The sequence below is a fragment of the Pseudidiomarina aquimaris genome (genome assembly GCF_003987395.1).
Taxonomy (GTDB): Bacteria; Pseudomonadota; Gammaproteobacteria; order Enterobacterales; family Alteromonadaceae; genus Pseudidiomarina; species Pseudidiomarina aquimaris.
This window is the reverse complement of the sequence record NZ_PIPT01000006.1, coordinates 63644-81139: the sequence shown is the minus strand read 5'-3', so window position 1 is coordinate 81139 and position 17496 is coordinate 63644. Positions and strand designations below refer to the sequence as shown.

General features: G+C 49.1%; 17 protein-coding genes and 1 tRNA gene. 4 read left to right on the top strand and 14 right to left on the bottom strand.

The genetic code is table 11. From position 1 onward, the window contains the following. Positions 1 to 202 precede the first annotated feature (202 nt). Entirely contained in the window at positions 203 to 850 is a 648-nt protein-coding gene (locus CWE21_RS08630) for a GntR family transcriptional regulator (protein WP_126834036.1), read from the bottom strand. 154 nt (positions 851 to 1004) lie between these two features. Between CWE21_RS08630 and CWE21_RS08625 the strand changes: the two genes are divergently transcribed. Genes CWE21_RS08625 through CWE21_RS08615 form a run of 3 tightly spaced genes read left to right on the top strand, consistent with a single transcriptional unit; the run spans position 1005 to position 4003 of the window. Continuing rightward, a complete protein-coding gene (locus CWE21_RS08625) occupies positions 1005 to 1895 on the top strand; it encodes a DMT family transporter (protein ID WP_126834035.1) in 891 nt (296 codons plus the stop codon). Beyond that, entirely contained in the window at positions 1892 to 3100 is a 1209-nt protein-coding gene (locus tag CWE21_RS08620; RefSeq protein WP_126834034.1) for a M24 family metallopeptidase, read from the top strand. Before CWE21_RS08625 ends, CWE21_RS08620 begins: the two co-directional genes overlap by 4 nt. Before the next feature lie 24 nt (positions 3101 to 3124). Next, positions 3125 to 4003, top strand: a complete 879-nt coding sequence (locus CWE21_RS08615) for an ATP-grasp domain-containing protein (protein ID WP_126834033.1) — start codon at positions 3125 to 3127, stop codon at positions 4001 to 4003. Positions 4004 to 4011: 8 nt separating this feature from the next. On the opposite strand, the gene CWE21_RS08610 is transcribed toward CWE21_RS08615, so the two are convergent. The 6 genes from CWE21_RS08610 to rpsU form a co-directional block, all read right to left on the bottom strand. After that, positions 4012 to 4087 (bottom strand) — tRNA-Ile (locus tag CWE21_RS08610). A gap of 93 nt (positions 4088 to 4180) precedes the next feature. Then, positions 4181 to 4975 (bottom strand): amidohydrolase family protein, encoded by a 795-nt coding sequence (locus tag CWE21_RS08605; protein WP_241970259.1) that lies wholly within the window; start codon positions 4973 to 4975, stop codon positions 4181 to 4183. A 158-nt stretch (positions 4976 to 5133) separates the two neighbouring features. Beyond that, the gene (gene rpoD, locus CWE21_RS08600; protein ID WP_126834032.1) at positions 5134 to 6975 is read right to left on the bottom strand and encodes an RNA polymerase sigma factor RpoD; all 1842 of its coding nucleotides are present in this window, start codon (positions 6973 to 6975) and stop codon (positions 5134 to 5136) included. Between the two features lie 120 nt (positions 6976 to 7095). Beyond that, positions 7096 to 7479: a DUF3192 domain-containing protein gene (locus CWE21_RS08595; RefSeq protein ID WP_126834031.1), complete on the bottom strand. Its 384-nt coding sequence runs from the start codon at positions 7477 to 7479 to the stop codon at positions 7096 to 7098. 194 nt (positions 7480 to 7673) lie between these two features. After that, positions 7674 to 9431, bottom strand: a complete 1758-nt coding sequence (gene dnaG, locus CWE21_RS08590; RefSeq protein WP_126834030.1) for a DNA primase — start codon at positions 9429 to 9431, stop codon at positions 7674 to 7676. 184 nt (positions 9432 to 9615) lie between these two features. Further along, on the bottom strand, positions 9616 to 9831 hold the full coding sequence (gene rpsU / locus CWE21_RS08585; protein ID WP_026860840.1) for a 30S ribosomal protein S21: 216 nt from the start codon (positions 9829 to 9831) through the stop codon (positions 9616 to 9618). Positions 9832 to 10256: 425 nt separating this feature from the next. Between rpsU and CWE21_RS08580 the strand changes: the two genes are divergently transcribed. After that, positions 10257 to 10904, top strand: a complete 648-nt coding sequence (locus CWE21_RS08580; RefSeq protein ID WP_126834029.1) for a MarC family protein — start codon at positions 10257 to 10259, stop codon at positions 10902 to 10904. Positions 10905 to 10924: 20 nt separating this feature from the next. On the opposite strand, the gene tgt is transcribed toward CWE21_RS08580, so the two are convergent. The 7 genes from tgt to CWE21_RS08545 all read right to left on the bottom strand — a co-directional run bounded on the left by tgt (position 10925) and on the right by CWE21_RS08545 (position 17390). Then, positions 10925 to 12040 carry a tRNA guanosine(34) transglycosylase Tgt gene (tgt, locus tag CWE21_RS08575; RefSeq protein ID WP_126834028.1) on the bottom strand — a complete coding sequence of 372 codons (1116 nt, stop codon included), beginning with the start codon at positions 12038 to 12040 and terminating at the stop codon, positions 10925 to 10927. Between the two features lie 55 nt (positions 12041 to 12095). Continuing rightward, positions 12096 to 13142 (bottom strand): tRNA preQ1(34) S-adenosylmethionine ribosyltransferase-isomerase QueA, encoded by a 1047-nt coding sequence (gene queA, locus CWE21_RS08570; RefSeq protein WP_126834027.1) that lies wholly within the window; start codon positions 13140 to 13142, stop codon positions 12096 to 12098. 109 nt (positions 13143 to 13251) lie between these two features. After that, positions 13252 to 14175 (bottom strand): hypothetical protein, encoded by a 924-nt coding sequence (locus CWE21_RS08565; RefSeq protein ID WP_126834026.1) that lies wholly within the window; start codon positions 14173 to 14175, stop codon positions 13252 to 13254. A 4-nt stretch (positions 14176 to 14179) separates the two neighbouring features. Beyond that, positions 14180 to 14755, bottom strand: a complete 576-nt coding sequence (locus CWE21_RS08560) for a hypothetical protein (RefSeq protein WP_126834025.1) — start codon at positions 14753 to 14755, stop codon at positions 14180 to 14182. Next, a complete protein-coding gene (locus tag CWE21_RS08555) occupies positions 14752 to 15294 on the bottom strand; it encodes an RNA polymerase sigma factor (RefSeq protein WP_198675092.1) in 543 nt (180 codons plus the stop codon). The genes CWE21_RS08560 and CWE21_RS08555 overlap by 4 nt, the downstream gene beginning before the upstream one ends. A gap of 132 nt (positions 15295 to 15426) precedes the next feature. After that, complete coding sequence (locus tag CWE21_RS08550; RefSeq protein ID WP_126834024.1) at positions 15427 to 16695, bottom strand: inorganic phosphate transporter; 1269 nt, start codon at positions 16693 to 16695, stop codon at positions 15427 to 15429. A 14-nt stretch (positions 16696 to 16709) separates the two neighbouring features. Beyond that, on the bottom strand, positions 16710 to 17390 hold the full coding sequence (locus CWE21_RS08545) for a TIGR00153 family protein (RefSeq protein ID WP_126834023.1): 681 nt from the start codon (positions 17388 to 17390) through the stop codon (positions 16710 to 16712). Positions 17391 to 17496: the final 106 nt, after the last annotated feature.

Here is a 17496-nt window from a genome sequence, read left to right as displayed (position 1 = left end):
TATACAGCTCTTAACTACAACGGTCAAAATATCTAAATAAAAAAGGCGCCGATGACGCCTTTTACAAACTTAAACCGTAGCTTATGTAGAATACTGTCGGCTTTTATTCACTAACTGTCCCCGCTACATGAGTTCCGTGGCCCGAAGTGTAAAGGCCCACTCTTAACCTTCCGCATCAACTCGCGGTGCACGTTTCAGGCGTTTACTTTAGTAAGGCGGCAATCTCTTGCGCAGAACGCTCGATATGCTCCTGCAGTAACGCACAGGCCGCGTCGATGTGCCGCTCTCGGCAACATTCAAGGAGAGCAGCATGCTCACGCTCTGCATTATCGACACCACCAGCTAAAGCTAGGTGCACTCTGATGTAACGATCTGACTTCACTAGGAGGTTTTGTACCAACTCCAAGGTCTGTGGACGCTGCGCTGCTTCATACAGACTCAGGTGAAAACGCGTATTCAAATCACTCCATGAGTTTTGGGCGGAGTTATTGGTATAAGCAGCTGCCATCTCCTGCACGAGACGCTCACTTGCCCTGAAGTCATCTATTTTCAAATTAGGAATCGCGCGGCGGAGCAAATCGCACTCCAAAAGCGCACGCAACTCGAATAGCTCATGCACTTGATCTGCAGCTAACCTCGTCGCTGTGGCGCCTTTGTGAGCTTCAAACTCTACCAACCCCTCGGCCTCTAACTGAAGGAGTGCCTCACGAATAGGAATGCGACTTACCTCAAGCTCATCCGCTAGAGCACTTTGTCTAAGCGGTTCACCGGCCTGAATAACACCTGTCAATATTTTCTCTCGAATCGCCTCCACAGCGAGCTGTGTACGTGTTTTATAAGCGTTTGTCATAGTTTGCTATAACTTATTTTCCTAGCGTGATGAAAGGGGACCATAGCAAAAGAATGCATTAAACAGAACTGACCAATGGGGTCTTTTAAGCAAAATATAAATTGTATACAATATACAATAACAGTTGTAAACATTGTAAACATGAGTAACGTTGATGCAGTTAAGACAAAACGCTTATTTTTGGGCTCTTTTGGCCGTAACACTCTGGTCCACTGTCGCAACCGCTTTTAAGTTGGCATTAGACCATCTGCAGCCAACCGCTCTCGTCGTCTATGCTACAACGCTATCAGCGCTCGCACTCGTCGCGACTTGTGCGTTCCAAGGAAAGTTGTCCGCCTGCCGTATTGAATTAAAAAAACGCCCACTTTTCTACTTATTCACCGGTATCATTAATCCAGTTGGCTACTATCTCGTTCTATTTAGTGCCTATGATCTACTACCGGGCTCACAAGCGCAGCCCATCAATTACACATGGGCCATATCACTGACGATTTTGTCGGTCGTTTTTTTAGGTCGAACACTTAGAAAAGTTGATGTGGTTGCCTGTTTTCTTGGCTACACTGGCGTCTTGATTGTTGCTACTCAAGGCAATATCACCGACTGTCAGTTTGATAGCGCGTGGGGTGTGTTACTGGCGCTGATTTCTACGTTTCTGTGGTCCGCCTACTGGATCATCAATGCACGCTCAGAGGTGGACTCGACTGTCTCACTAACAAATAGCTTTGTTGTAGCGACACTCCTACTTTGGCTAGTGTTGGGCCACACCCTCGATAGTAGCGCTTTGTCAGTAACGTCTTTTGGTGCCGTGCTTTATATCGGTCTATTTGAGATGGGCATTACTTTTTTGTTTTGGTCGAAAGCCATGCGCTTAGCCACAAATACTGCCATCATAGCAAACCTTATTTTTTTATCGCCTTTTGTCTCACTTTGGCTATTACATGTTATTCGTGGAGAAGTGATTTACCCTTCCACGATTCTTGGGCTCAGCATCATTGTCTGTGCCCTCCTTATTCAACGCTTTCCTAGAGCAAGGAGCTCCAAATGACTATTGGTGTAGGAGTTGCGCAGCAACAACAAGCCCTTAATGCACTTTCGGATATGACGACAGACGTCAGCCCAATCACGCTCGAAGAATACCAACAGCGCGTGACGAAAGCGCAACGACTCATGCGCAAGCACGAGATTGACGCTGTCTACTTGAATGCCGGAACCAACCTTGAGTACTTTACTGGTTTAAGCTGGTATCCGAGTGAACGTCTTGTCGGTGCAATTCTTTACCCAGAGGGAGCACCTGTACTTATTGCGCCAGCCTTTGAACAGGGCTCATTAACCCAAGCTATGGTGTTGCCGCTAGAGAGCGTGTGGTGGGACGAGCATGAGTCACCAACCGACGTGATGCTCGAGCAATTGAGGCAGAGATTTGGGTGTGAATTGCGTCTTGCCGTTGATGAATCAACCGCCTTCTCTTTTGTCGCAAAAATTCAAAATGCGCATCCTGACGTAACACTCGTTGATGCAGCGGGCATCACCGCAGCTTGTCGCATGCATAAATCTGCCGCTGAATTAGCGCTGATACAAACCGCCATGGATATGACGCTAGCTGTTCACCGCGCAACGGCATCCATTCTCCATGAAGGAATTTCAGCATCAGAGGTTCGAGCCTTTATTCATGCGGCTCACCAAAAAGTTGGAGCCACCGGATCGTACTTCTGTATCGTGCTGTTTGGTGAAGCGACAGCTTATCCACATGGCGTGAACTACGAGCAGCATCTACAGAAAAATGACTGGGTTTTGATTGATACTGGCTGCAAACTGCACGGGTATCATTCCGATATTACACGCACTTACCCATTTGGTACGGCAAGTGATGCGCAAAAAGAGTTTTGGAACTACGAACGCCGACTGCAACAAGCTGCCTTTGACGCCGCACAAATCGGACGAACCTGCGCTGCTGTCGATGACGCAGTGCGGACCGAGCTTGCACAGCTCCAACTCAAAGATAACTACCAACTGCCAGGTGTTCCTCATCGCACCGGGCATGGCATTGGAATGGATCTGCATGAATGGCCGTATCTTGTCGGCGGTGATCAAACGATGCTCGCTGCTGGGATGTGCTTTAGTAACGAGCCGATGGTGATTAACCCAGAACAATTTGGCGTGCGGCTTGAAGATCATTTCTACATGACCAATGAGGGACCGGTGTGGTTCACCGAGCCATCATCGAGTATCGATAACCCTTTCAATCTTTAAAGCTGTATTTACTTGAGAGTGACGATGAACAACAGAATTGCGATTTTAAGCATGGATAGCCTCGACGGCTTTTTTAGCTATGACCATTTGCTAGAACAGCCCTTTCGAGAGCAAGGTATTCAAGTAGAAACTGTTTCATGGCGCGATGACCAGTGCGACTGGAATCATTACGACGCGGTTATTATCCGTACCACGTGGGATTACCAGGATGACTGCGATGCGTTTCTGCGCGTATTGCAAACTATCGAAGCAAGCTCAGCACGGCTCATGAACTCACTTGCAGTAACCCAATGGAACATCAGTAAAACCTACCTTAAAGAACTTGAGGCTACGGGTGTTCCAGTGGTGCCAACACGTTGGACAAACCATCTCAATGTCGACGCGATTGCCAACGCCCGGAGTCAATGGCCGAACCGAGAGCTTATTGTGAAGCCAGCGGTTTCAGCAAATGCCGATGACACCTTCCGCATCCCCTTAAGCGAGACCAGCGAAGCACTTCTCGCACGCATCGGCAGCCTTTTTCCTGCGGGTCGAGAAGTTATGCTGCAACCGTTCTTGCCTTCAATCATCGAAAATGGTGAATACTCACTCTTCTATTTCGGTGGTACCTACAGTCATGCCATCAAGAAGCGTCCCAAGAACGGTGACTTCCGCGTGCAAGAAGAGCACGGTGGCACCTTCGCGCTCGCAACACCCACTGCAGCGGTTAAAGAGGTCGCCGAGCAAGCACTCAATTGCGTCAATGAAGATCTGCTTTACGCTCGCATTGACGTCGCGATGCTCGACGACCAAACTCCAGCCATCATCGAGATGGAGCTGATTGAACCAAGTCTTTACTTTGGCGTCGACGCTGAAAGCCCTAAGCGCTTCGTGCAGGCTTATTTGGAATTAATAAAAAGATAATGTGGAGATGGTGGCCCCTCCCAGATTTGAACTGGGGACCAACCGATTATGAGTCGGCTGCTCTAACCACTGAGCTAAGGGGCCATTTCAGGAAGGTGGTTAATCCCGTGGGATTAACAAAGCGGGCGCAAGTATATGCAATTTTGGCCCGCTTGTCATGACCCCAAAGCGGTGTTTTTACAGTTTGAGGTTATAGAATTCGGCGGCGTTGCGCGCGAACACTTTGTCGATAGCATCGTCGTTATCGAGTGCCTTAGCAACCGTGGCGATGTCACTCACGTTGAACGGGCGCTCAGCACGGTTTGATGGTAGGTCGGTACCGAACATTAAGCAATCTGGGTTCGTTTGATAGAGTGCTTTTACGGCCTCGGCAACATTAACTTCGGTGCGACCAAAGCCACTAGCTTTAATGTGAACGCCAGCTTCTGCCAGTTTGCGCACCTGTGACAAGCCTGAACGCGCCATGCCAAGATGGTCCACCGATGCCTTCGGTAACTTGATAAGTTTCGGAATCACTTCATCGAGTTCACGGCTGTCGACATACATTTCGAGATGCCAACCGGCAAGGTCCCAGATCCGCATACCGAAATCGACTAAGTTATCGAGTCCACTTACCACACGACGTTTTAGGTTCACTCGCACGCCGCGTACGCCGGCATCGCGTAACGATAGGATCTTCTCGTCGGAAACCGTGCTGGGTAAATTGGTAATCGCACTGAAGTTCTCGCCCAACTGCTCAAGTGCTGGGGCGATGTATTTTTGATCAAAGCCTTGCGATGAACCTGACACCAAAACACCACCTACAATGGGTAGGTCACGCGTGCGGTGTTGGTAATCCTCCACCGAAAAAGGTGGTGGCAAGAAGCCTTGATTCTCGATTAACGGATACGCGTCATTGTAGATATGCAAATGCGCATCCACGATACGACGTGGTTGCGGAGTATCAGTCTTATTCTGATCCATTGCGGTCATAAAGTATCCTTTTCAGCGAAATTAGCACCACCTTAACAAAAATGGCGGCAGATTTCATATCAGCGGTATTTATACTGGCTACAGACCAGTGCGAATTCAAGCATAAAAAAAGCCTCTGCAGCTCGACACTACAGAGGCGTTTTCGTTCGGCTTCAGCCTTACTCGTCCAAGAACGACTTAAGTTGTTCTGAACGGCTTGGATGACGAAGTTTGCGTAACGCTTTCGCTTCAATCTGACGAATCCGCTCACGGGTCACGTCAAACTGCTTACCAACTTCTTCCAAGGTATGGTCGGTATTCATATCGATACCAAAACGCATACGCAGAACTTTCGCTTCACGCTGAGTCAAGCCACCTAATACGCCGCGAACCGCATTCTTGAGGCTCTCAGATGTTGCTGAGTCGACCGGTAAATCGAGAGTTGTGTCCTCGATAAAGTCGCCAAGATGTGAATCTTCATCGTCGCCAATCGGTGTTTCCATCGAAATAGGCTCTTTTGCGATCTTCAGTACCTTGCGGATTTTATCTTCCGGCATCACCATGCGCTCTGCTAACTCTTCTGGTGATGGCTCACGCCCCATTTCTTGTAGCATCTGACGCGAAATACGATTCAATTTATTGATCGTTTCGATCATATGCACTGGAATACGGATGGTACGTGCTTGGTCAGCAATCGAACGTGTGATCGCCTGACGAATCCACCAGGTTGCATAGGTCGAGAACTTGTAACCACGACGGTATTCGAACTTGTCCACGGCTTTCATCAAACCGATGTTACCTTCTTGGATGAGATCCAAGAACTGCAGGCCACGGTTGGTGTATTTCTTCGCAATCGAAATAACCAAACGTAAGTTCGCTTCGACCATTTCTTTCTTGGCGCGGCGAGCTTTCGCTTCACCAATCGACATGCGACGGTTGATGTCTTTCACCTTGGCAATGGTTAGGCCGGTCTCGACTTCAACTTCTGACAGTTTCGCTACACAACGCTCAAGTTCGGTACGTAGCTCAGCGATGCCATCGGCGTAGCTTTCACCACTCTCTACAGCGGCATCAATCCAAGCAGTACTGTTCTCGTTGCCCGCAAAAGCTTTCATGAATGCACGCTTCGGCATGTTCGCCTGTTCAACGCACATTTTCATAATCAAACGTTCTTGCACACGGACACGATGCATCATGTCACGCATGTCTTTAACTAAGCGGTCAAACTGCTTCGGCACCAGGCGGAACTGTTTGAATAAATCACTTAACGCGTCGATTTCGATACGAGCTTTGGCATGATCACGGCCATTTTTGCTAATCGCAGCACGGGTCTTTTCATACTGGTCACGCAGCTCACCAAATTTTTGCCGTGCGAACTCAGGGTCGATGCCGCCTTCATTCGCGTCATCATCATCGTCGTCATCGTCATCGGCATCATCATCTTCGTCTTCGAGTTCTTCTTCAGAAAGCTCAGAGCCGATGTGTGTCGCCGCGACAGGCGCTTCGTCGACCTCGTTCGGATCGATAAAGCCAGAAATGATGTCGGTAAGACGCATTTCTTCTGCTTCACACTGATCCCACTGATCGAGCAAAAAGTTAATCGCTTCAGGATATTCGGCGACGGAGCATTGAACTTGGTTGATCCCTTCTTCAATGCGCTTGGCAATGTCGATCTCACCTTCGCGAGTCAATAGCTCGACCGTACCCATTTCACGCATGTACATACGCACAGGGTCAGTGGTGCGACCTAATTCGCCGTCAACACTTGCGAGCGCTGCCGCCGCTGCTTCCGCAGCATCTTCGTCTGCGGTGTCTTCGCTCATCATCAAATCATCGGCATCAGGGGCGTTTTCAAACACCTTGATACCCATGTCATTGATCATGGCGATGATATCTTCAATTTGATCGGAATCTACAATCTCAGAAGGTAAATGATCGTTAACCTCGGAAAATGTCAGGTAACCCTGCTCTTTTCCTTTGGCAATAAGAATTCTGAGTTGCGATTGACGACTCTGCTGCATACAGATCTACCACCTGTGATTTCAAATGGATAAATGATAACCGGTCTTAAACTGAGGTATCGAATTCAAGACCGGTTAGTCTAGCAGATTATGCAGTTTCGAGCCAGAAAATAATCAATTCTATTGTGGGATTCGGTCCAGTGCTAATTGACCCGTACCTACCAGTTTGCCATCTTCAAAAACCAGCGGCGTACACTCGTCGCGGGTGGTATTACCGTCACCTTCAACCCGATGCGTGCGGTAATAAAGTACGTCGTAGCGTATACCATCAACAGTTGTGCGATCAGCAAAGTCAGGTGTACCCATAGTAGCACGCACGCTCTCTGGAGTTGCCGCAGCCGACAAAGCTGCAATATGCGCGCGGTTTTGTTCTTCAAGCTTACGGAAATCGCTCGTAGACCAGTCGTTATCACCGTGGCCATCTGCAACGATGAGACAACCCTGTAGGGTTAAAACTGAGGTAAAGATAATCGCGCCGGCGGCGAAAGCTTTCATGGTTTTCATTCTTATTCCTTTGTCTTCCAGTTTTGAAAAATGATTGCGTGACCAGGGAGGTGCTCACTTCACTAGTAAAAGCAAAGATAATGCCAACTCATAATTACATTTAAAATCCATTATTATTCATGAGGTTACGGTCGCACCCACATTTTAAATACAGCCAGAGCATTGGGCGATTTCACTACTTTTTGGGAGTTTCGCTAATTTTGTACGGCGTTTTTCTGCGCTTTGTGTTGCATCAATGCCATATACTCGCGCTTTTCTGCCGCTGTTAACGGTGCTTGCTGCTCTTTTGCGAGCAGTTCATTCGCGCGCTGTTCAACAAACAGATCGATGAAATAGAGAAAGGTATCAAAGAATTCTTGGCTAATATTGTCCTGCTCAAGGTGGTGCTCCCAACTCACCAACTGACGCAGTAACTTCTCTTCTCTGCGTCCTCGCCAAAGCTCCACCAATTGGGCAGAATTAAGGTTCTGTTCTCGCGTCTGTCGGTGCAATTCAAGTAGCACATTAATACCGGGCAACTTAAGTTGGGCGAGCTCTTCATGTAGCGGGATTTCGTGGCCAAGTTGCGGATACTGCAATAGCAACGCAATGGCCCGTCGAATCGGGGTCATCTTGAGTTGCTCGGGCGCTTGTGTGCGTTGCCCACCTTGCTTCACTTGTCCAGCAATTTGCGACACTTCGCGGCGCAGTAACCGCGCTAGTTCCCGCAATAATTCCTCGCGGTAGTAATCGCTCGCAACCTTTTCAATAAGCGGCCGCGCCTGACTCAATAAAGCTGCACGTCCGGCATCGCTGGTCAAATCGAGTGCTTCAGTCAAGTGATTAAAAAAGTACTGCGTGAAACTCTGCGCTGTCTGCAAGCGCTGAGTAAATGCCTCGGCCCCTTCTTGGCGAACTAAGCTATCCGGGTCTTCACCATCGGGTAAAAACAGAAAGTTAAGCTCGAGACCATCGGTCAACAGTGGTAGTGCATTTTCGAGGGCACGCCAGGCAGCATCACGGCCTGCACGATCACCATCGTAGCAGCAGGTGACCCGCTTGGTGGCACGGAAGAGCATTTGTAATTGTTCTGTGGTGGTCGCAGTACCGAGTGAAGCCACAGCAAAATCGATCCCCGCTTGTGCGAGCGCCACCACGTCCATATAACCTTCAACAATGACCACTTGTTCGAGATTACGGTGCGCCTGCTTAACTTCATAGAAGCCATAAAGTTCGCGGCCCTTGTGGAAGATACGGGTCTCGGGAGAGTTTAAATATTTCGGCCCATCGCCAGATAAAATGCGCCCACCAAAGCCAACCACGCGGCCACGACGATCACGGATGGGAAACATCACACGATCGCGGAAGAAGTCATAGTAGCGGCCATTGTCATTACGATTCACGAGCTTCAGATCAACTAATTGCTCGCGCGATCGTTGATCCTTGGCAAGGCTTTTCAGCAGATCATCCCAGCCATCAGGCGCATAACCAATCTGAAAGTGTTTGACCACTTCACCGCTTAAACCTCGGCCCTTAAGATACTCGACGACTTCTGCTGATTTCTTATGCTGACGCAATTGATAAGCAAAGAACTTGCTGGCACGCTCCATTTGCTCAAAATCATCGGCGGCTTGCTGGCGTTTACGCGCATCGGCTTGTGGATTCGCTGAGGTTTCGCGCGGTACCTCGACGCCAAGCATCGCCGCGAGTTCCTCGACAGCGTCCGGAAACTCTAAGCCGTCATAGCGCATGAGAAAATCGATGGCGTTGCCATGCTCACCACAACCAAAACAGTGAAAGAATTGTTTATCGGGCGCAACAGTAAAACTCGGCGTTTTCTCGTTGTGGAATGGACAACAGGCTTGGTAATTACGACCGGCCTTTTTCAAAGGCACACGGCTATCTACAACCTCCACCACGTCAGCGCGGTCGAGCAGATCATAAATGAAGCTTTTGGGGATAAGCCCTGCCATGGTCGTTGCGGTTCCCTGTAAGTTAAATCGAGCGAAGGTGTCTCGATTGTACCGCTTCTTGCAGAAATGAAAAAGCCGAAGCGTATGATACGGCTTCGGCTCTCAGCAGTCACTGTAAAAGCAGGATGCTCATCAGTAACCAGTCGCGATGTAAAAGCGTAAGGTCGGCGAACGACCTTACAACTTAGTACAAACGAGTGCGACGCGCGTTTTCGCGCGACAACTTCTTCGCGTGACGTTTTACTGCTGCTGCTTTCTTGCGCTTACGCTCTGCAGTTGGCTTTTCGTAGTGTTCACGGCGACGTACTTCTGACAATACGCCCGCTTTTTCGCAAGAACGCTTGAAACGACGCAGCGCTACGTCAAACGGCTCGTTTTCTTTTACTTTAACAACTGGCATTAAAATCTCACCTCAATGAAAATTCTGTTGTTTGGTTATCAACTTTGGTCGTTTTTTGACCAAGACGAATAAAAATGGTGCTGAATTGTAGCGAGTTCAGATCCTGATGTAAAGCCCGCGATCGATTTAATTCTTTTAGGTTTGCGCAGAAAAGGATGGAAGCGGTGAAGCATGACAATCAGGCTGGTCGGCATGACACTCATGCTATTCATTCACCGCTTCCAAAAGTGGAAACGCTTATTAACTGCATTGGGAGATTATGTTTTATTTTTGTATCGAGAAGTATGGCACTTTTATACGTCAAATTGTGTCGCAACTGGAAGTATTTTTTATGTTTTTTACCTCTTTTTTTAAAACTTGATAGAATACTGTAACTTACCGAAGCAACATCGGTGCTCGTTGACAAGGCTTGTGGGGAGTCTGGCATGTTCGAAACCTTTATTTTTCAATTTACCTCGTTGTTTACCATGATCAATCCAGTGGCAGCGGTGCCGATTTATATTGCTCTGACCGAAGCTATGACACCAAAGGCTGCGCGTTGGGTCGCCATGCGCGCAGCAGTGACTGCATTTATTGCTCTCAGTGTATTTGCTCTGTTAGGCGAAGCCATATTCAGTTTTTTTAGCATCTCGGTAAATGGCTTGCGGGTTGCCGGTGGTATTTTGTTCTTTGTGATGGGCTTTGAAATGTTGCGTGGACGCACCGTCCCCAAGTGTGTCGACGGCGAAAGTGACGGCGACTTTGGCTCCGATGTGGCGGTCACACCGATCGGTATTCCTATGATTGCCGGCCCAGGTGCTATTACTATGGTGATCTTGGTCATTCAAGAAGGCAAAACTGCGGCCTCGACCACATCGGCAACTATCAGCCTTTTCCTTGCCATTGCTTTGGTTTGCGCACTGACTGCTGTGGTTCTAGCGAGCGGTCGGCAGCTTTTAGCTAAGCTGGGTCGCAGTGGGAGTAAGATTTTGATGCGTTTGATGGGGCTTATCGTAATGCTGATCGCGGTGGAGTTTTTCTTCGCTGGTATCAAGCCTTACGTGATTGATATCGCGCGATCGATCCCAGCCTAACACTGGGATCGACCCACTGCTTACGCGAGAGCAGGTACCTCTAAACCACGTTTGGCATAAAATTCTGCCACGTGCGCTTCGAGCCGATCTGCGGCAATAGCGTCACGCAAATCTTGCATCACTTTCTGATAGAAATGCAGATTGTGAATAGTGTTCAAGCGCCCACCCAACATCTCATTACTGCGGTCAAGATGGTGCAAGTACGCTCGTGAATAATTCTGGCAGGTGTAACAGTCACACTCAGGATCAAGCGGCCCCGTGTCAGTGCGGTGCACGGCATTACGGATCTTAACTACCCCGCTGCTCACAAATAAATGGCCATTACGGGCATTACGGGTTGGCATGACGCAGTCAAACATATCGACGCCACGGCGCACAGCTTCCACTAAATCTTCTGGTTTACCCACGCCCATAAGGTAACGAGGCTTATCCTCAGGCATTTGCGGAGCGATATGATCAAGCACTCGCATCATGTCTTCTTTTGGTTCACCGACTGAAAGTCCGCCAATGGCATAGCCATCAAAACCAATCTTGGTTAAGCCGTCTAATGAGATGGTGCGGAGCTCTTCGTACATGCCGCCCTGAATGATGCCAAACAAGGCTGAGGGATTGTCACCATGCGCTTGTTTTGAACGTTCGGCCCATCGCAGTGATAATTCCATTGAACTACGCGCTTCAGCTTGCGTTGCTGGGTATGGGGTACACTCGTCAAAAATCATGACTATGTCTGAGCCCAAGTCACGCTGCACTTCCATCGATTTTTCGGGCGTAAGCAAAATCTTTTCGCCATTGATAGGTGAACGGAAGGTCACCCCTTCTTCGGTAATTTTGCGCAGCTCACCAAGACTAAACACCTGGAAGCCGCCTGAGTCCGTCAGAATCGGTTTGTCCCAGTTCATAAAGTCATGCAAATCGCCGTGTTGCTTAATGATTTGCGTGCCCGGTCGCAGCATTAGGTGAAAGGTATTCCCCAAGCAGATGTGGGCGCCGGTCGCTTTGACTTCTTCAGGGGTCATCCCCTTAACTGTGCCTGCGGTACCCACCGGCATAAAAGCTGGCGTTTCAACCACGCCGCGCTCAAAAATCATGCGCCCGCGGCGTGCTTTGCCGCAGGTATTAAGTAATTCAAACTTCATTTCATCACCGTTCGATTAGATTCACGGAAAAACAGTCCGAGACGGCCAGTATACCTTAGCTAGGTTTACGGGTCACAAACATCGCGTCACCGTAACTGAAAAAGCGATAGCGCTCTTCTATTGCTGCGGCATAGGCCGCCAACACCTGCTCGCGCCCAGCAAAGGCTGAGATCAACATGATCAAGGTCGATTCTGGTAAATGGAAATTGGTGACCATGGCATCAATGATGCGAAATTCATAACCAGGATAAATAAAGATATCGGTGTCAGAGAAGAACGGAGCGATGAGCTCGCCTTGCTGCAGTGCAGCTTGTGCCGCTGACTCCAATGAACGTACGGAGGTTGTCCCCACAGCTACGACGCGTTTACCCGCAGCTTTCGTTGCCAGAATTGCATCGACTGTCTCTTGCGGGACTTCAGCGTACTCGCTGTGCATGTGATGTTCTTCGATGTTATCCACCCGCACCGGCTGAAAAGTTCCTGCACCCACGTGCAAGGTGACGTAAGCAAACTGCACGCCTTTTGCTGCAAGCGCCGCTAGAATTGCGTCATCAAAGTGTAGGCCGGCGGTAGGCGCTGCAACAGCACCGGGCTTTTTATTGTAGACAGTTTGATAGCGTTCGCGGTCGCTGGCCTCGTCTGGACGGTCGATGTACGGCGGCAACGGCATGTGGCCATAACTTTCAAGCACCTCAAGTACCGGCGCTTCAGTTAAAAACTTCAATTCAAATAACGCACCCTCGCGGCCTAACATTTCAACTTCAACTGCGCCTTCGAGTAAAAACTTAGCGCCGACCTTGGGTGCGCGGTTACTGCGCACATGCGCCAGCACCCGCGAATCATCTAATAGACGCTCAACCAAAACCTCAATTTTGCCACCCGACACTTTCTCGCCAAGCATCCGCGCCGGGATCACACGGGTATCGTTGAAAACCAACAAGTCGCCCTCGTTAAGCTCATCTACGATGGCTTTAAACTGGGAATGCTCAACGGCTCCGGTCGCGCCATCAAGACGTAACATGCGACTCGCACTGCGATCGGGCTGGGGATAACGAGCTATCAGCTCATCAGGTAATACAAAGGTAAAATCTTTTACGTCCATAGGTTTCACTGCCGCTATTTTGAGCGCGTACTTTACCTGTTTTGGCGGGCAAAAAAAAGCACGCCCGAAGGCGTGCGAAACAGAGATGACAACCGATCCTATTGATCAGCTAAAAGTTGTACGTCGTAGCCTTAGTTAAAAGATCACTTGGTGACTCACAATTTTCTAGTTGGCGTTTTGAGAAGATATAAATCTTATCTTTACCGCCCTGTTCTTCTTGACCTGCCCCCTCGAGCACAAAGGTGACATTTTCTGCGTCAGGCAAAGCGCGCAAGGTACGGCCGTAGTCACAAAGAGTACTCGCCATTGTTTGTTCAAAACTCGCCAGTTGCTGCTGTAATTGCTCGGTGCGTTCTGCCTTGCGAACTTCAACCTTTTTACGCACTTCTTGGCGAGCTTCTGCGATTTCAGCGCGCGCGACTTCTAACGCCTCTTGCGTCGCTTCCAACTCTTGGCGCGCTTGCTCAAGTTCCCGGGCAATGGCTTCGCCCTCGGCTCCGTCAGCATTGCGTTGTGCGAGTTCTAAGTCACGTACACGTCGGCGCAATTCACGCATTTCACCGGCATTCTCGCGAACCTTATCGGTTACATGGCGAATAACGCGGATGTTCCCTTCACCATCATCCTCGATATCTTCAGTAACAATCTCTAAGCCCTCAAGTGCTTCCTCCGCCGCAGCTAAACCTTCGGCAACCGCCAGCTCGATTTCAACACTGTCCACACCCGCCAAGCTAACAACTTCTGGTGGCATCGGTGGAATTGGTACTTCACCGCCGAAGAACATAATGCGGTTGCCACCGATACGGGTGCGGTAGACCACGCCCTGCCCGGCAAGATAGTTGTAGTTCAATCGGTCACGACTGAATACACGGCGTTGCTCCGACTTACTTTCTTGCTCTAAGGCAGTCGAAAAGATACTGTTCATGATTTCAAGTTGCTTTCGTAACTCGCTTCGTTGTGCTTGGTCAGCATGCGCTGCAGAGCTTGTAGTCAATGCTAATGCGACCGCTGATAATGCCATTAATGTGCGCATGTTCTTACTCCTTCGTCTCAAAATTTGGGGTAGCATTCAAGTCACTTGGCTCAAGAATCTGGTCAGTGACTTGTGAAAGTTGATAAGCAAAATAAACTTGATCGTCTTCGCGTTGCGCATTTACATAACGAATCAGATCTTCCATATCTTCTTGGCGTTCGGTGCGACTGGTGTTGAGTACATAACTCACCAGTTGTTGGTTGGCTGCCGCAACATCATCACGAAAGTCTTCGCGTAAATTAGCCGCATATTCCGCCATCTGTAGTTGTTGTTCAGCCGCGTAGCTGGTCATTCGTTCAGCCACAGCCGCCTGTAATTGCTGCTCGGTTAAACCGCCACCAAAATGCACATTGAAACCTTGCTCGGTTACCTGGACTTGCAGTTGGCTAACAATGGCTAGCAAAGCGAGTGCCGAACACGCCAATGATGCAACAGGTAAAAAAGGTCGTTGCCACCAGCGTAGCGGCTGTTCGGCATGGCCGCGGAACGTAAGCTCACGAGGCCACTCGGGAACACGCTCGGCTTGGGTGGCATCCGCTGTCTGCTGAATCCAGTTTTCAAATTCGTGTGACTTATTCATACTTCCTCCACCAACTGCTGTAGGCGTTCGACTGCTTTATATAACCGTGACTTCACCGTATTCAATGGCACATCCAGTTGTTGACTTATCTCTTGTAACTTCAAATGCTGAAAAAACTTCAATTCGACGACTAAGCGTTGTTCGACCGGCAATTCTTGCATCGCTCTTACCAGTGTCTGCGTGCGTTGCTGTCCCTGGTAGACGGCTTCTGGATCATGCCAGTCGTGCTCACTCTCGTGTTGCTCAAAGTCATGTTCGTCAGCGAAATCCTTACGGCGACGAAAATGCTCGATGCAACGATAATGGGCAATCTTCATCAACCAGTTCTTGAACGAACTTTCACCGCGCCAGCCAGCTAGGTTCCGAAACAGTGATAGAAAGACATCCTGCATCAAGTCCATCGCATCATCGCGGCTGCCGCTCATACGCAGGGCGTAGTTAAACACTAAGCCTTCGTAGCGCTGTACCAATTGCAACCAAGCCTGTTTGTTATTTTCTAAGGCTCGCCGCACGAGCCGCTCATCTGATGGTGCAAACACAATTGAGTTCCTTTGTTCTTTGCTACTGTAGTCGAGCGCCAACCACAAAAAGTTTTCACAACAGGCGAAAATTTTCTTACACGCACAAAAAAAGGCGACCAAAGTCGCCTTTTTATAGTGTACGAGATTTGCTTAAACGCCAAATGCCGCCTTCAAAATAAAGAAGAAGATAATCGACATAATGGCACCTGCTGGCAAGGTCACGACCCACGACACCACGATATTACGTACGACGCCTAAGTTAAGTGCGGCAATACCACGTGCCATACCAACACCTAATACCGCACCAACAAGAGTCTGTGTGGTAGAGATAGGAAGACCTGTACCCGAGGCAATTACAACGGTCGAAGCTGCTGCTAACTCGGCCGCGAAACCACGGCTCGGCGTTAGGTGCGTGATACCTTTACCAATGGTTGCGATAACGCGCTTACCAAGCATCGCCAAACCAAGGACGATACCAATTGCGCCCACCGGCAATACCCACCACGCCAGCGCCGCTTTGCTGGAAATCTCACCGCCGCTCTGAACCACACTAACAACTGCAGCCAACGGACCAATCGCATTTGCAACGTCATTAGAGCCGTGTGCAAAAGCCATGGCACAAGCGGTTACCACCATAAGTACGGCGAAGACCTTTTCGACGTTGGTATAGTGCATGTCTTTGTCAGCTGACGGGTCAAAGCGCAGACGGCTAATCATGATCTTACCGATAATACCGACAACGACACCAATCGCGATGGCAAGGGCAATGCCGTCAAAGGTCGTGAACTGCACACCAACGTGCTTGAGACCCTTTTTGATAGTCACTAGAGCGATAACGAAACCCGTCAACGCCATGTAAAAAGGCACATAACGCTTGGCCATATCAAGCGGGTTTTCACGGTCAAAGATGAGCTTTTGCGCACTTATAAATATGAAATACGCAATCAGACCCGCAATCATGGGGGTCACAACCCAACTACCGACGATACCTAATACTTTTGACCATTCCACTGACTCAGGGCTTACCCCGACTGCGGCGAAACCAACGATTGCACCGATAATCGAGTGCGTGGTCGACACCGGCCAGCCTAGGTAAGAAGCTATCAGCAACCAAAAACCTGCTGCTAACAGCGCACCAATCATACCGAACACCAATAATTCAGGTGCATCGACGAAATAGGCTGAGTCAATGATACCTTTGCGAATCGTTGACGTGACCTCGCCCCCGGCTAAATAAGCCCCAGCAAACTCAAAAATCATCGCCACGATGATCGCTTGTTTAATCGTTAATGCTTTGGAACCTACCGAGGTACCCATCGCATTCGCCACGTCATTTGCGCCAATACCCCACGCCATAAAGAAGGCAAATGCTGCCGCCATCAAAATCAGCGTGAGGTTATAAGTAGAAATAATATCCATTGTTTGTCTCCGACTTAGACTCGTGCAAGCATGAGCTCAAATCGCGCGCCCACGCGCTCGGCTAGGTCCGCGAGATCACCGACCCAATCAAGGATTTTATAAAGGAACATTGCATCAAGCGGGTTCATGTCCTGCTCCATTGACCGCAATTGACGGCGCAATTTCACCTGCAGGGCATCGGTATCTTGCTCAATGCTGTCCAGCTCAGAAATAAGACTATCGACAATTTTACGTTCACGGCCTTTAAAGCCTACCTCGAGCAAATCATCGAATTCACCAATGGTCTCTTTGGCTTTGTCCGTCGCATCCAAGCAACGCTGGAGATAAGCATCAAAGCCCTCTACCATAGCCGCCGGAACTTGTAACTCACGCCCTGTAATCAAGCCGGAAATATCTTTTGCTTTGTTAGCGATACGGTCTTGTTGTGATACCAACTCGAGCAAATCGGTGCGCTCGACTGGCATAAATAGACCACCAGGAAGGTTCAAACGAATTTGGCGTTTCAGATCATCTGCGGCTTTTTCTTTCTTTACAATCGCCTTGCGATGCTCTTCAGCGTCATCCCAATTACCGGCATAAACGGCTTGGAAGAAGGGTTTTAAAGTCATTGCACAGTCATGCACTTGTTCGATGTGCTCGATCATCGGTTTGATCGGAGACTTAGCAAATACACCTAGAAACGAGTTTGCAGACATAAAAGTTCGCCTTTGTTGCTGCTATTAGAATCATCGTGTTCCCGACATTTTATCGGGGTGCGCATACTAGCCAAAATGAAAGCGCTGCGCAAAGAGTATTCCACAT